10 protein-coding genes are annotated in these 14,724 nt (G+C 50.3%); 2 read left to right on the forward strand and 8 right to left on the reverse strand.

Annotation, left to right across the window (positions count from 1 at the left end; all coding sequences use genetic code 11):
• Positions 1–103 precede the first annotated feature (103 nt).
• Positions 104–235 (forward strand): hypothetical protein, encoded by a 132-nt coding sequence (locus B3K89_RS12640; RefSeq protein WP_345907492.1) that lies wholly within the window; start codon positions 104–106, stop codon positions 233–235.
• A 52-nt stretch (positions 236–287) separates the two neighbouring features.
• Here B3K89_RS12640 and B3K89_RS12645 read toward each other — a convergent pair whose 3' ends face one another.
• The 4 genes from B3K89_RS12645 to B3K89_RS12660 are packed head-to-tail and all read right to left on the reverse strand — an operon-like array spanning position 288 to position 10,770.
• Positions 288–941, reverse strand: a complete 654-nt coding sequence (locus B3K89_RS12645; RefSeq protein ID WP_293893914.1) for a ComF family protein — start codon at positions 939–941, stop codon at positions 288–290.
• A 22-nt stretch (positions 942–963) separates the two neighbouring features.
• Complete coding sequence (gene mutS, locus B3K89_RS12650; protein ID WP_293893911.1) at positions 964–3,561, reverse strand: DNA mismatch repair protein MutS; 2,598 nt, start codon at positions 3,559–3,561, stop codon at positions 964–966.
• A gap of 2 nt (positions 3,562–3,563) precedes the next feature.
• The gene (gene bamA / locus B3K89_RS12655) at positions 3,564–6,119 is read right to left on the reverse strand and encodes an outer membrane protein assembly factor BamA (protein ID WP_345907493.1); all 2,556 of its coding nucleotides are present in this window, start codon (positions 6,117–6,119) and stop codon (positions 3,564–3,566) included.
• A gap of 22 nt (positions 6,120–6,141) precedes the next feature.
• Entirely contained in the window at positions 6,142–10,770 is a 4,629-nt protein-coding gene (locus B3K89_RS12660; RefSeq protein WP_345907494.1) for a hypothetical protein, read from the reverse strand.
• A gap of 141 nt (positions 10,771–10,911) precedes the next feature.
• On the opposite strand from B3K89_RS12660, the gene tmk reads away from it, so the two are divergent.
• Positions 10,912–11,523 carry a dTMP kinase gene (tmk, locus tag B3K89_RS12665; protein ID WP_293893902.1) on the forward strand — a complete coding sequence of 204 codons (612 nt, stop codon included), beginning with the start codon at positions 10,912–10,914 and terminating at the stop codon, positions 11,521–11,523.
• Here the strand turns inward: tmk and queA are convergent.
• From queA to B3K89_RS12685, 4 genes are read right to left on the reverse strand one after another with little or no spacing between them, the layout of a single operon-like run.
• Entirely contained in the window at positions 11,513–12,553 is a 1,041-nt protein-coding gene (gene queA, locus B3K89_RS12670) for a tRNA preQ1(34) S-adenosylmethionine ribosyltransferase-isomerase QueA (protein ID WP_293893899.1), read from the reverse strand. The two genes, tmk and queA, sit on opposite strands and share 11 nt — an antisense overlap.
• Complete coding sequence (gene ruvB, locus B3K89_RS12675) at positions 12,528–13,589, reverse strand: Holliday junction branch migration DNA helicase RuvB (protein ID WP_293893896.1); 1,062 nt, start codon at positions 13,587–13,589, stop codon at positions 12,528–12,530. Before ruvB ends, queA begins: the two co-directional genes overlap by 26 nt.
• An 11-nt stretch (positions 13,590–13,600) precedes the next feature.
• Positions 13,601–14,233: a Holliday junction branch migration protein RuvA gene (ruvA, locus tag B3K89_RS12680; RefSeq protein ID WP_293893893.1), complete on the reverse strand. Its 633-nt coding sequence runs from the start codon at positions 14,231–14,233 to the stop codon at positions 13,601–13,603.
• A complete protein-coding gene (locus B3K89_RS12685) occupies positions 14,233–14,724 on the reverse strand; it encodes a crossover junction endodeoxyribonuclease RuvC (protein ID WP_293893890.1) in 492 nt (163 codons plus the stop codon). Before B3K89_RS12685 ends, ruvA begins: the two co-directional genes overlap by 1 nt.

Consider the following 14,724-nt stretch of genomic DNA (forward strand, 5'->3'; position numbering starts at 1 on the left):
AGATTTTGATGCGTACGTCCTATTGCCTTAAGACAAAGGTCTAAAAAAAGATACACAAGGAAGAGAATGTCGAATATACTAACGTTGTGCGGATCCTTGCCGATTGAGAATATTGCTCTTGGAGGTGTTAGGTGGCGCATTTGAATCGAAAGAGAACGGTGCATTCGATGTCTATACGGTAATGGCCGAAACCAAAGCCGATCTTGAAAAGGAGTACAACGAGAATTTCAAGTAGTTGATTTGATGGGATGGATGGCTGCGTGGGCGGCCATCATTTGTGAGTGGGTTCATGCCCGAGCCAGTATGCAGAAACCAACAGGAACATCCCATGCTGACTGTATGAGTTCACGAGCCCTTCTGCACGTGTTTCCAGTGGTATAGATATCATCAAGAATGAGGAATGTATTGTCTTGTGATTGAACCAGAGTCTCCATGCGCCTCACATTCTTTTCCCTGAACACCAGATTGCTCGTTTGTTGCCTTTGCGTGCGCGACAACAAGGTATAGTGGCCTTTTGGTTGCTGTGCCAGCAATCGAATAGACCGAAGATGCATTTTTTTGCAGAGAATCCACGTCACCAAAGCCATGTGGTCGTACCCCAGCGACCGCCTGCCTGATCGGGAGGAAGGAATGGGGATGAGAATCGGGGAGCCGAAACGAGCGACCAAGGGAATGAACAACTCTGCCAATTGCCAGGCACCCTGGATGTGCCCGGCATGTTTGTAGCGGGTGATCAAATGCTCAAGCACCCCGTCGTACACACCATAGGAAAGCAAGGCATCCTGACAGAACCCACAGCCGTAAATTGGATCAAGAACGGGCGTGCCGCAGGTCGGGCACCTGTGCTCATAGAGTTGTGCGAAGGAAAGCGAAGCAAGCTTTTTCTTGCAAACAGGGCAAAGCAGAGAATCAGTGAGGGAATTGCATGAGAGGCACCACATACCTTGCAAGGTGCGACCAACGTCATTTCGCTTGTAGTTTCTCCTGAAGTTCTTTCAGGAACAATACAGCTTGCAGCGGCGTAGACTGCTCTATCGAGAAAGACCGCAACTGATGCAGTACTTCCTGCTCGGTTTCATCATAGTAGACCTGCTGTGAGGAGTCCTCACTGACGGCACTGAACAAATCGGGCTGGATGGACATAAGATCATACTCGGCAAAATGCTGCTTCTGGAATGTTCGGGCATGGGCGAGCACTTCCCTGCCGATGCCTGCCATCCTCGCTACATTGAGGCCGTAGGATGAATTTGCAATTCCCTCAATCACCCTCCGCAAAAAGCGTACCTGCCCACCCTGCTCGGAAACTTGCAGGGTAAGCAGCTGAATGGCGGAAGTATCAATTCTGGCAAGCTCGTGATAATGGGTTGCAAAGAGCGTTTTCGATTGCATGAGCAAGAGCTTTTGCATCACGGCGTAGGCGATGGACATGCCGTCCTGGGTGCTGGTGCCCCTACCCAACTCATCGATGATGACCAGGGAGTTCCTGCTCGCGGTACGTAAAATGTGCGCAGCTTCCTGCATCTCCACCAGGAAGGTGGATTCCCCGCGGGCCAAATTGTCGCTCGCCCCCACCCGGCAGTACAGCTTGTCCACAATTCCCAAGCGGGCTTTGGAAGCTGGTACGTAACTGCCGATTTGGCTGAGCAGCACCAAGAGAGCCGTCTGCCTGAGGAAGGTGGACTTGCCGGCCATGTTGGGACCGGTTATCAGGCAGAACCGCTTGCCGGCGCTGCTGATAAAAAGATCGTTTGCGACAAACTGCCCGGTTCCAAGGTATTGTTCCACAACCGGGTGCCTTCCTCCCTCAAACTCAAGCACATCCTCATCGGTAAACACGGGTTTGCAATAGGAGTGGGTGATTGCCGTTGAAGCAAAGCTCTGCAGGCAATCCAGATTGCTGAGGAAGCGGCTGATTGCTACGAGGGGCTGCTGCAGATTCATCACTTCTTCAACCAAAGCTTCATATACATGCCGTTCCCGTTTTTCCGCCTCAAAAGCGCTGGCAAGGATTTTTTGCTCACACGCCATCAGCTCATCACTGGTAAAGCGTTCAGCATTGACCAGTGTTTGTTTGCGGTAGAAGGAAGGGGGAACTTTGTCAGCCTGGGCTTTGGAAACCTCGATATAGTGGCCGAGAATCTTGTTGGAAGAAAGCCGGAGGGTGGTGATACCGGTTTCCTGCCTGATTTTATCCAAATACGCATCCAAGATTGCTTTGCCGCCGCCTTTGATGGACCGCAATGCATCAAGCTCTGCGTCAAAACCGGAAACGATGACTTTCCCTTCCTCGAACGGTCCTTGATGCTCAAAAGAAATGCCATCTGCAATATGTTTTGCCATGATGGCCAACGCTTCAAGGCTCTTCTGGTCAAGTCCCTCCCCCAAGAGCTTTTGATAGCGAACATCGGCAAGATTGAAAAATGAGCGGACGGTTTGGCTGATGCCAACCAAATCCTTGCTCAGATGTCGATGCATAGCCAACCGGCTGTAGAGCCTTTGCAAATCCAATACTTGTTTCAGATGTGAACGAACCCGTGCAAGTTCATCACGGTCCTCGTACAAGAGCGTAACCCAATACTGGCGGGACTCAATCTGTGCAATATCGGTAAGCGGGCTTGTTATCCACTGTTTCAGCTGCCTGGCCCCCATGCTGGTCAGCGTTGCATTGATGGATGCATAGAGGGTGTATTTCTCCGATCCATCGGAGAGATTGGTCAACAGCTCAAGACTCTTGCGGCTGGCTTCATCGATGTGCAGAAACTGCGATTCGGGGACGACTGTATAACCTTCAATCTGGTTGAGACGTGTTTTTGCCGTCTCCTGGAGATACCACAAGAGTGCGCCTGCACTGCTGAGCATCTGATTCTTCTCTTCAAGACCAAAAGCTTTCAGTGATGAGGACCCGATTTGGCTGCAGAGTCGTTGATATCCTTCTGCAAGGGAAAAATGCCAGGAGGGGAGCTTGGTGACCATCGCAGGATGGGCATCCATCAGGATTTGGAAATCTTGATGAAGAAAATAATCATCCTCATTTACCAAAATCTCCCTGGGATTTACTTGTTGCAGGACGCTGAGCAGCATCGCATACCGGCTGTCCTTCTCGATCATGCGCAGCATGAACTGTCCGCTGGTGATATCTGCATAACTTATTGCAAGACCTTGTTTTTGAAACGAAATACTCAAGACAAAACTGTCGCAGTTCGCTTCAAGAAAGTCCTCCTCCACCACTGTTGCGGGTGTCACAACCTGCACCACTTCCCGCTTTGCCAGCTGTCGGCCTCCTTCAGGCAGCTCAGTCTGCTCGCAGATGGCGATTTTCTTTCCGGCTTCCAAGAGACGCTTGATATAGACTTTTGCCGCATGGTAGGGAATCCCGCACATCGGCTGGCCGTTGCGTTTTGTCAAGGTGAGATTGAGTAGACGAGAAACCTCAACTGCATCCTCTTCGAACATCTCATAAAAATCCCCGAGACGGAAGAAGAGGATGGTCTGTTGATGCTGCTCCTTTATCTGACGGTATTGCACCATCATGGGAGTCAATTTCTCGGCTTCTCCATCCATGGCTAGTACAACGTGGTAGTGATTGCAAGAACCAGAGACAGACCGCTGTCAGCACTGGTGCCCTTGAAGATGTTGCCTCCCACCCAGGAGAATGCATCATCGATATAGGTGGCATTCTTGACCAAGTACAATCCCAACGGAAAACCGGGAACCTTGAGCTTGACGCCGGCTCCCATCGAGAAATACCAAGCCAGATCGGTTGCCTTGATTGTATTCAGGTCCGGGCTGACACCGGTGGCGCTGGCGTACAGTTCCGCTGAGAGTACATTCTGTGCAAGCGGCCAGCTGATGGAAACCTGATTGTCCCACAAGTAAGCCTGGTCGAATATGACTTGAAAGCCTCGACCTGTATTCATGCCGTCGATGTACAGCATCTCGTAGCGTGTCGCCCCTTCCTTGGCATCGTACCAGTCCCAAACGCCGGTATCATAGTGCTTGGAGTACTGGGGAAGCATTGCACTCAGGCTGGTGGTGACTCCCAATACAACGTTCGCCTGCTTCTCATTCAGGTCGAAAGTAAACAGGGTGAGGTATCCACTGGCCGAACTCGAGGTGCGGATATAGTTGGAAAGCCCGCCCAGGATGCCTCCGGCGTAGGTGAAGGCCTGACTCAGGTAGTATCCACGGCTGGTGTTCTCGATCAAATCGCGACCGTCCCAGGCAAAGGAGAGCGTCAGCCGATTGCTGAACTGCCACGTGTCATGGTACAACTTGATCAATCGCTCATAGGGATCATAGACATTGTCATCGTACTGTGCATAATTCAAGCCTACAGCAATGCCTCCCCCAACATTCAATGAGCCGGGTTGGAACATGAACGTATAGCCGGTATTATAGCCCAAGGAGATGCGATAGTAGGTGTATGTCATCAGATAGCGAGAGGATGGCAGGGCCTGGTCCGCGGCGAGATAGCTTGCATAACTGTCATATCCGTAGGGGAATGGATTCTCCTCAATATTCGTTTCATCGTGACCGGTATAGTACTTGCTGCCTATACCTCGCTGCAGGATGTTTTCCTTGACGCTGCGCTCAAAATTGAATGACAATCCGTTCGACCATCTCCTGTTTCCAAACCATCCATCGGTGAAGGAAATCGAGATGTTCTGGGTATCGGGGCTGAGATTGGTGGCGACCGCCAGGTCCCGTCCTGTTCCCCCAAGGTTCTTGTCCGACCATTGCAGGAATCCTGAAACAGGGAATCCATCTACGTTGCCTCCGAAGGTTGCCCCGAACTGGATGTCCATTTGGTTTCCTTCGACGACGGTGAATACTGGAATCACACTACCCTCTTCTGTTCCGTTGATGATGTCAAACTGCACATCGGTGACAATCAGGGTGTTGTAAATGTTCTGGGCGCTTCGGATAAGCTTTTCCTTGGAAAAAATATCGCCCTTTGCGAAGGTGAGTTCCCGTTCGAAAACATAGGGTTTTGTCTTCGTAAGTCCTTCGATGCGGATGTCCTCGATGACCGCCTGTTGATTCTCCTGTACCTTGAGAATATAGGTGACAGTCTTTTCCTCTTCATTGCGGATGAGGTCGCTGGATATCAGGTTGAAAATATAGCCGTTGTTCCAATACAGGTCGGTGATTGCGGTGATTTCCCGTTGGACACGCGATACATCGAGTACCGCACCCTTTCGCATGGAAATGAGCGACTGGAACTGCTCGTCGCTGAAAACCGTGTTTCCTTCAACCTCGATGCCGCCGAAGAACCACTGTTCTCCTTCCTCTATAGTGAACACAACCCTGAGGCGGGTGTAGGTGTCGTCCTCGGTGCTGATATCCTCTGTACGAACATCGGTAATCGCGGCATCGATATACCCTCTACTCTGATAGAAGGTGATGATCTTCTGCTTGTCGGTTTCAATGGTCGACGGATTGTAGTACCCGGAATTGAAATAGCTTACCTGCTTTGAAGAAAGCTGCTTGGAGAGCATATCCGAAGAAAGCTTCTCATTTCCTTCAAAGACAATCTGACCAATCCGTTTTTGCTGATTCTCTCTGATGATATACTTCAAATCTGCAGTATTGGTGGCCTCGTCAATGACATATTCACTCTCGACTTGGGCGTCGGCGTATCCTTTCTCCTGGTATAAGGCGAGTATCTTCTGTTTGGACAACTCGATATTCTGCTCATCAATGAACAGCCCCTCCTTTGCCAAAAGGACCTCGGTGATATCCTTGGTCTTGATTCCCTGGTTGCCTTCAATGGTTGTCGTCTTGATATACGGCAGTTCGTAGAAGGTCATTGCTATTTGCAGCTCGTTGTCGCCCTCCCCTGTTCTCCGGGCATCTGCGAGAAAGTACAAGAAGTGTTCCAAACCGTAAAGTTCACCCTGCAGTTCATTAAACAGCTCATCGCTAAAGGGTTTTCCCAGATACTTGTACTGAATGTCCAAGACAACACTTTCCTTCACATTTTGCAAACCGCTGTTGGAAAAAGATGCAATCCGCTTGCCTACATACCAAGGGTCGGTATCAGCAGCAGAAAGGAAGGAAAAAGAAAGGGCCGAAATAAGCACGATGCTTACAAGAAAGCGTGTAAGGCGCTTGTCCATGATATCTCCTCTATAAACCTGTTTAACGCAAAACTATTCGTTTGGTTACACTAAAGCCAATGGTATCTAAAATATTGGTAAACGACAACTCGTTGGGTTGAGTAAAGAATGAGAAAGTTCCCACTGGATTGACCCAGTCAAGCGAGAGTTCGAGATCGAGTGAAAGGTCGGATGAAATGAAGGATCGCTTCACCCGTGAACGGTCCATGGCGGTCAGATGCACCAACGCCTGCAAAAAGAACTCCCTTCCTACATATTTTCCCATGAAGATGGAGGTATTGTTCAGATAGCGTGCCAACGGTGTCAGGGTGTTGCCGATATTGCTGCCCGGAAGTGCATCGAAGAGGATGTTCTGCAGGATGTTGCTGCGGATGCTGAACATGTCCAAACCAAGGGAGATGCGTATCGACTCGGTCAGGGCCGTGGTCTGACCGGCATCGATGTACCCCAAACGTTCCGCAACATCGGTCGCTGCTGCAGCAAGGCTTGCGACACTGTAGAGGTTGACTTGCCCGTAGGCGCCGGTGGGAAGAATGGACTGGCCGAGAATTTCCAGAATCTCATTCACATCCTTTGAAGGAATGGATTCAAACTGGGGTTTGATGTTGGAGAGCCCTGAATCACGAAGCACGAGGAAGATGTCCACCCGATTGCCCTGTGCATCAAAGTCAGTCATTTTTGCGCGGAGGTTGATGGTAGGCAGGATTTGATTCCGACCGGTCAGTGCGTCCGTATGAAGGGCAAGGGAACCTTCGGTGATGAAGAAGTTCTTCTGGAAGTAGTAGATTTCACCGCTTCTGAACGACAGTGTTCCATCAGCGACGAATTCGTCAGTGATATGGTCGTACAAAAACGAAATATTCTGGTTTTCAGTTATGGTCGCTTTTATGAACGGATTGGGGGTGTTTGGATAGAAAAAGGAAACATTTTTGCCGGTAACCACATCAAAGTGTGTCGTGGTCAAATTGTTCGCAACATACCAGTAAGGAAGATCCTTGATGCCCAACGTCATCGTGGTGTCTTGGACGGTGACCTTTCCATCCAGCCAGGTTTCAAAACCAACCCCGAAAAGGTTGAAGGTTCCTCCTGCATAGGTTCTGATATCTGCATCAAACCCTTGCATGGGTATCCAGACATACACCATTTCGGAGCCGCTGTCTGCATGGATTTCGTAGTTTTCCAAACGAAGACCGTCAAATGAAGCTCCCATCCATCCATAGCCTTGTATGGTTTTTCCAGTAACACTGTTGGTCGAGAAGAATGGAACACGCGCTGTGATCGCCCGGCTTCCATCGCTGGAGGCACTGATGTTTTTCATGGTGATGATGTCCTGGGGGAGCCAGAACAGTTGCATGCGGGTTGAATCGACCCACAGCTGGCCGTACGGCCTGAGGCCGTCCTCCGTCTTGGCAATGAAAAGCTCACCCTCGGCTACGCCGTCGAGGAATGAGAAAATGGGTTTGAGGAACGTACGGTTCAAGAGTGGAAGGGGCATGTAGATATCAGTGATGGACAAGCCGAAATCGTTTGAAGCCAAAGAACCTTCAGCTGTAAAGCCGATGCCGAACGACTTGTTCATAGTTGCCTTGAAGTCCTTCGAGTCTCCTTCGTAGATGAGATCCAAATGATCGCCGCCGATCGTGAGCAATCCATCGGAAACATTGATCAGGTAGGTGCCTGAATGTATTCCGCCCTCTCCATACAGAAGAATGTCCGACACATCAAGCCTGGCTGAAAGAGTTCCATCGAGTATCAGTCTTAGGGTGCTCGGAAGTGCGAACATCGACGGCATGTCAAAAAGATCGATGGACAGATCGTAGGTAAGCTGTGACAGCTGATCGGTGTACGAAAGATGGCGTATGTGTTCAAATCTGCCTGTGGAACGCGCTGTGGCGTTTTGGATTGAGAGGACTTCCCCTGTATAGGAAAAGTCGGGCATGGAAAGGCGTGAGTCATACAGGCGCAGTACATCTTGATCGAATGCTAGGTTGGAACTGAAGCTTGCATCGCCGCGGATCAGTGAAAGCTGTCCGTCTACGCTCGCTTGGTTTTGGAAATCCGAGTACCCGACGGCTGAGAAATCAACAACGGTTCCTTCCAGGACTTTCGAGAATCGATCCAGGGGAAGTGAGGAGAGCTGCAAGGCCCCGCTTATGCGCTCCGGTCCTCCCAAAAGTGAAATGGAAATTTTTCGTTCATCGTTTGCATCAAGACTGAACGTGGCCTCGAAGGGTGCAAGGAATGAAGCTTGCACGAGCGAAACAAAATCGGTACCGCGATAGCTGAATCTACCAGGAAACACCAGAGAACCATCTTGCAGCTGAATGTCTGTAAGCAACAGCTCGCGCTCTGATGCAGTCAGGGACGTTTTTATGTCGTACAGCCTGTTTTGGAACTGAACACCCTGGATTCCAAGTTTGCTGCTTTTCAGCCTCCAGTCGCGAAGTGAGAAATACTCAACATCCAAGTCTCCAAAAATGGAAGTTCGGGCCAAGAAACCAGCATCAGGCAGTACCAGACCATCGGCTCTCAGGCTTGCACTCAAAGGAGGTGCAAGATTGGCAGTGAGAACAAGATGCTCTTCTTGCTCAAGGGAGAACTGGAGATTGCTGGTATCCAATCTGAAGGTAAACGGATAGTTGGTTGAGAATAGGGAGAGATGTGCACTTCCCACAATGAATTTGGTCTCTTCCCTGCGGATGGTTCCTTCAGCAAGCAAGGATGGCTCGAAGGGGGTGGTAACATTGAATCCATAGGAAAATGGCGGAAGATCGAAAAAATTGACGGAAACCAGACGTTGTCCATCATCGATGCGCAGCAGCTCGAGTTCTCCTCTGGGCAACCAGTAGTTGAGTTCGGTTGAACCGGAGAAAACAAGACGATATCCACTGCTGGCAAGTGTCATTGCATCAACCAAGACCGAGTCCCCCTTGATATCGGCGAGGAACGTGAAACCTGCATCCTGTTCAACGTTTCCCACCTTTGCCCTGAGCAAGGCAAGATCGATGGCGGCTTTCCCATCGAAAGGAAGGATGCTCCCCCCGCCCTTGGAGGATTGGAAGGAGATGTTTCCGATCAGGTTGGTGGCTTCTTGATAATATGGCTGGATAAATGGTGCATACGCTTCAAACGTCGGGGAGAGGATGGAGAGCGGGAAGTTTTCCAACCGAGAGGTAAGATGGAAGGTTCCCTCGGAGGAAGAAGGCAGGTCGTATACCGAACGGATGGCCAGCTTGTCCTCATAGTCGAGTTCGACCTGCAATTGGCTTGTTTGTTTGTATGACTGGTAGGAGAATCTGGCAAAGAGAGGCATCGTTGTAAATGAGGAATTCAAGTTCGAAAATTCTGCCGAACTGCTCAGCGATGCATCTGTGTTGCGATACAGAAGCGATGCCGAGAGCGGCGAGCTGAAGAAAATCTCGTTCGTGGTGAATTCGGCTTTTGCATTTGCTTGGAGCTTCAGATTGGTGTTGAGCAGTGTGGTGCCTTGCATTTCTGATTCAGCTTCGACATACACATCCGAAAGCTCTGCGACAAACTCTTCATATCCATAGGTCACCTGCCCCAACGAGAGTTGGAGATCCATTGCCTGTGATGTATAGCGCGCATTTGCAAGCAACGTCTTAAGCTCAAGGGACAGGTTTTGGCCATAGGATACTTTGAAGAGAGAGTCTTGTTTTGTAGCCAGACCGAGCAAAAGGTTTTGGTCCAGTTTTTGTGCTGTCACTGTGGCGGTCGGTGAGACGATTTCAATCTGGTCATATGTTGCCTCAAGCAGGTCATAGGAGAATGTAGCTGAGTCGAATGCTCCTTCCTGCATCCGCAAGGTGCCGGAGAGCGTAGGAACTGCAACTGAAATCTGCTCGCCAACTGCCTTCATGTTTGCAAGGGAGAGGTCGATGGCCGTATTCAACCCGGCATCCAACGCACCCAGTGCAACCAGCTGGTTGAAGGAAACCTCCAGACCTTGCCTCAACAACGACGCCTTGTCGACTTTGACCAGGGCATTACCCCCTCGATCGAGGCTGATATCCGTTTCGATCAGGCGTCCAGAACCTAGGGGAGAGTTGAAGGTGAAGGTAGGAATGTTGCTTCTGACAATGGGAAATGGCTGTGAACCGCCTAGCTGCAACAGAAGGGAGGCATCATGGACCTCTGCTGAATAATCGGGTATGTCAAGAGATGCATGCAGCATTTGAAAGTCTACGGAAACAGTATTTGCCTCTATCCAAGCATTCAGCCTGCCTGGAGAGTCCTGCCCTTCGAACATGGATGGTGTGAGGCTGTCAGCGATAAGCAGCTCGGGTTGCTTGACAGAAACCGAAATTTGCTTCGAGCCGAACAAGAATGAGGAGAGCAAGGCGGGAAGACCGCCTGAGATTTCAACTTCGGAGGCCGATATGGATGAGTTTTCTGCAAGCGAAAGCTCGGCTTTGTTGATGATCAGGGATTTGAGGAACGTTCGATCGATGCTCTCAGCCTTGAAGGTGGGTTGATTCCCTGTATCAAGGGCCTGCATGAGACGATCTGCAATATACTGGCTTGGGTTGCCCATGCCAAGATGGACCATCCCATACAGGCAGAGAATGGCACAGCTTACGAGGACCAGAACCGAAACCGCAATGTCTTTGAGTGTTGTATGATATCTCACCGTTTTTCAGTATATCCCATTGTCGAAATCTTGGGCACCTCTTTTCATGTTGGTTCGATGGAGATTGACTGTCCATAGCAAAAACTCATTTACCTTGCTTCGCTTTTACCGTACCATATACGTATGATAGGAGATATGCATATGCCTTCAGTATTGACCAATTTCATAGTTTTTGAGGGTTTGGACGGGGCGGGAACCACTACGCAGATGCAATTGCTTGCAGAAGCGTGCGACCGGTCCGATCGTCCGTGTCGCGCTACCTTTGAACCAACCGACAAACCTATCGGGCGTTTGGTTCGCTCGGTGTTGCAGAAACAGATTTTGACCACACCGTTGGCACTGGCAATGCTGTATGCCGCCGACCGTGAAGACCACCTGTATAATCCGGTGTATGGACTGATTCAGGATCTGCAAGCTGGAAAGCTTGTCATTTCCGACCGATACCTCTACTCCTCGCTTTCCTACCAAGGCGTTGAGTGTGATTTTGACAAGATAGCGAGCCTCAATGAGTTCCCTTCCCCCGAGTATGTATTTTTCATCGACACTCCGGTTGAGGAGTGCCTGAGAAGAATCAGCAGCAGGGGAAACGAGACCGAGCTTTTCGAGAGGCAGGGGTTCCTTCAGAAAGTCAAGGCGAACTACGAACGCATCTTCAGCACGCTCGACCCTGAGGTGAAATTGGTTCGTTTGGATGGATTGTTGAAGAAAGAGGAGATAGCTGCACAGATCCAGGAGATTCTTTTCAACAGATGAACATTGCGTCTCCGTAACTGAAGAACCTGTAGGACTGGGATACTGCATGCCGGTAGGCTTGGTCGATGTGTTCCTTGCCTGCGAATGTGGAAACAAGGACCAGGAGGGTCGATTCAGGGGTGTGGAAGTTTGTCAGCAATTGGTCCACCATCTTGAACGTATAGGGGGGTCGGATAAAGAGATTTGTCCGACCCGGACCACTTGCAAGCAATCCAGTTTCCTCATTGAAGGCGCTTTCAAGGGTTCGTACGCTGGTCGTTCCTGTGGCTACGATTTTTCGACCTTCAGCTTTTGCAGCATTGATGATGCGTGCACTCTCTTTCTCTATCTCATATGACTCATAATGCATATGGTGGTCCTCAAGGTGTTCCGTCCTCACCGGCAGGAAGGTTCCCGGCCCGACATGGAGCGTCACCGGGACGATGGTGCACCCTTTCGACCGGATTGAAGCAAGAATTTCCTCGGTAAAATGAAGACCTGCCGTAGGGGCGGCCACCGATCCTTCCTTTCGGGCATACACCGTCTGATATCTGCTCTCATCGGCAAAGCTGTCTTCGCGTTTGATATAGGGCGGCAGCGGCACATGACCGAGTTGCATGAAAAAAGTTTCATCAAGCACCTGGTCGAAACAGATGGTCCTGGTCCCATCGGGGTTTTCCTTGGTTATCCAGCCGGTACGGCTGTAGCTCTTTTCGGTGTTGCTGAAGGTATAGTGCTTGCCGACATGCTGCTTCTTGGTCTTGGTGACCATCACATTCCAACTGTGGTCGAGATTCTCTTCCAAGAAGAGAAATTCCACCCGGCTGCCTGTATCGCTTACAGCAAATACCCGTGCTTTGCGCACTTTGCTGTTGTTTATGACTAAAACACTTCCCTCCTCAAGATATGAAGCGAAGTTGATCATCTGCTCATCCAGTATCGTACCGGTCTGCTTGTTGAGCACAAGCAGGCGATCGTTGCCTCGTCGGTCCACCGGAGTCTGGGCGATCAAATGCTCGGGAAGATCAAAAGAGTATTCCTTGATTGTCATCCATGTTCCTTTTGCAGGGAAGGCCCAGCAGGTCATAGGCTTTTTTCGTGGTCATTCTTCCTCGTGGTGTTCGCTTCAGATATCCTTTTTGGATCAAGTATGGTTCATAAAAATCCTCAAGTGATTCTATGGCTTCACCGACGCTGATGGAAAGGGTCTCGGCTCCTACGGGGCCGCCATCATAAAACTCAATGATGGTTCTCAGGATATTCCTGTCCTGGGTTTCAAGGCCGTTGGTATCGATGCCAAGCCGCTCCATACCATAGTCGACGATGGGAATCGTCACCCTTCCATCCCCCATTACCGAAGCAAAGTCCCTGAGGCGCCTGAGCAGCCGGTTTGCGATTCTCGGCGTCCCCCTGCTGCAGCGTGCGAGTTGGACTATGGCATCATTTTCCATCTTCACATCCATGATTTGTGCTGATCGATGGATGATGGAAGCAAGCTCTGTCTCATTGTAGAAATCGATGTGGCAGGTGATGCCGAACCGTGAGGAGAGCGGACTGGATACCGAGCCCGCCTTGGTGGTGGCACCCACCAGGGTGAATTTTGGCAGCGGGATGCGCATGGTCCTGGCTGCAGGGCCTTGGCCGATCACCCAGTCGATCTCAAAATCCTCCATCGCGATGTACAACATCTCTTCCAAAGCTGGTTTGAGACGATGGATCTCATCGATGAAAAACACCGAACCTTCGGTCACGTTTGTCAAAATTCCTGCCAGATCCTTGGGTTTGTCAAGAGCCGGTGCACTGGTCATTCTGATTTCAGCACCCATCTCATTGGCAATGATGCTTGCCAAGGTGGTTTTACCCAAACCTGGAGGACCGATGAGGAACGTATGGTCCAAGGGTTCCTTGCGTTCACGGGCTGCTTGGATGAATACAGCAAGGTTGTCCTTCAGCCGTTGTTGGCCCTGGAAATCCTTGAGCATTTTTGGTCGAAGGATGTTCTCCTGTTTGTCAGCCTCCTGTTGGAAGGAGGTGGAAACCACAGAGCTTTGTATCAAATCCTGCAATTCTGTTTGGTGTTTGTCCATTCCCTCTCCCTTTATCCAAGCAGTTTGACAGCACTGCGGAACAATAGTTGCTCTGCATCATGGTGGCTCAGTGATCCAATTGCTTCAGCTTCCTGCCTGCTCAAACCGTCGATTACTTCCTCAACTCTTCGTCTATCATAGCCCATATCAACCAAAGCGTTGACGATGTCAGACCACAGGCCGGTTTTGCTTTGGGTTCTTTCCACCCCAGTCTTGCCGCCTTCATCCTCGAAAACCAATACATTGCGCAATGCAAGTATCATTTTCTGCCCTGTTTTCGGCCCGATTCCCGGTATTGACGAGAGCAGCTTCAGATTTCCAGTATCAAGTGCCTCGGCCAAATGTTTGACGCTGATGCCGCTCAGTATTTTCAATGCCTGTTTTGAACCGATGCCGGAGACTGTCTGCAGCTGCAAAAATGCCTCTCGTTCGGCTTCGTCATAGAATCCGAACAGCGACATGCTGTCTTCCCGGTGCACCATGACGGTAAGCAGCCGCACAGCCTTTCTCTCTTCCAAGGAAAGGTTGCTGAGCTTGCTGGTTGTCTGCGCCGAAACCGAAAGTGTATACTCCACATACCCTGCTCGGAGTGTGACATCCCCTTCCTGAACCCGAACTACATCCCCAATGATTGCATTGATCATTACAATTTCATCCTTATCTGGGTAAAATCATATACAGCGAGGCATAAGGCTGCAGCCAAGGCATCCGACGCATGATCCGGTTTCGGAATCTTTTCAAAGCCCAAGAGGATGCGGACCATTTCCTGAACCTGGTGTTTTTCTGCACCGCCATAGCCGGTGACTACTGTCTTGATGGTAGGCGGACTATACAACCGTACCGGTATATCAAGCAGAGCCAGCTGATGGACGCAGGCCCCGATGACCTTGGCAATCGGGATGGCGGAGCTGACATTCTTGGTGAAGAATATATCCTCCATCCCACAGATGACAACCCGATGTTGAACAGCAAGCTCTCCTACTGATTTTGCGATAAAATGAATCCGATCGCTATCCTGTTGCGTTGCAGAAGTTTTGATAACACCAAACGAAACAGGCCGGTTATGCTGTCCATCCGATTCGACAACACCCCAGCCTGTCTGTGCATATCCTGGATCGATGCCTAGGATTCGCAT

The organism is Sphaerochaeta sp. UBA5849, from assembly GCA_002432715.1.
Classification (GTDB): Bacteria; Spirochaetota; Spirochaetia; order Sphaerochaetales; family Sphaerochaetaceae; genus Sphaerochaeta.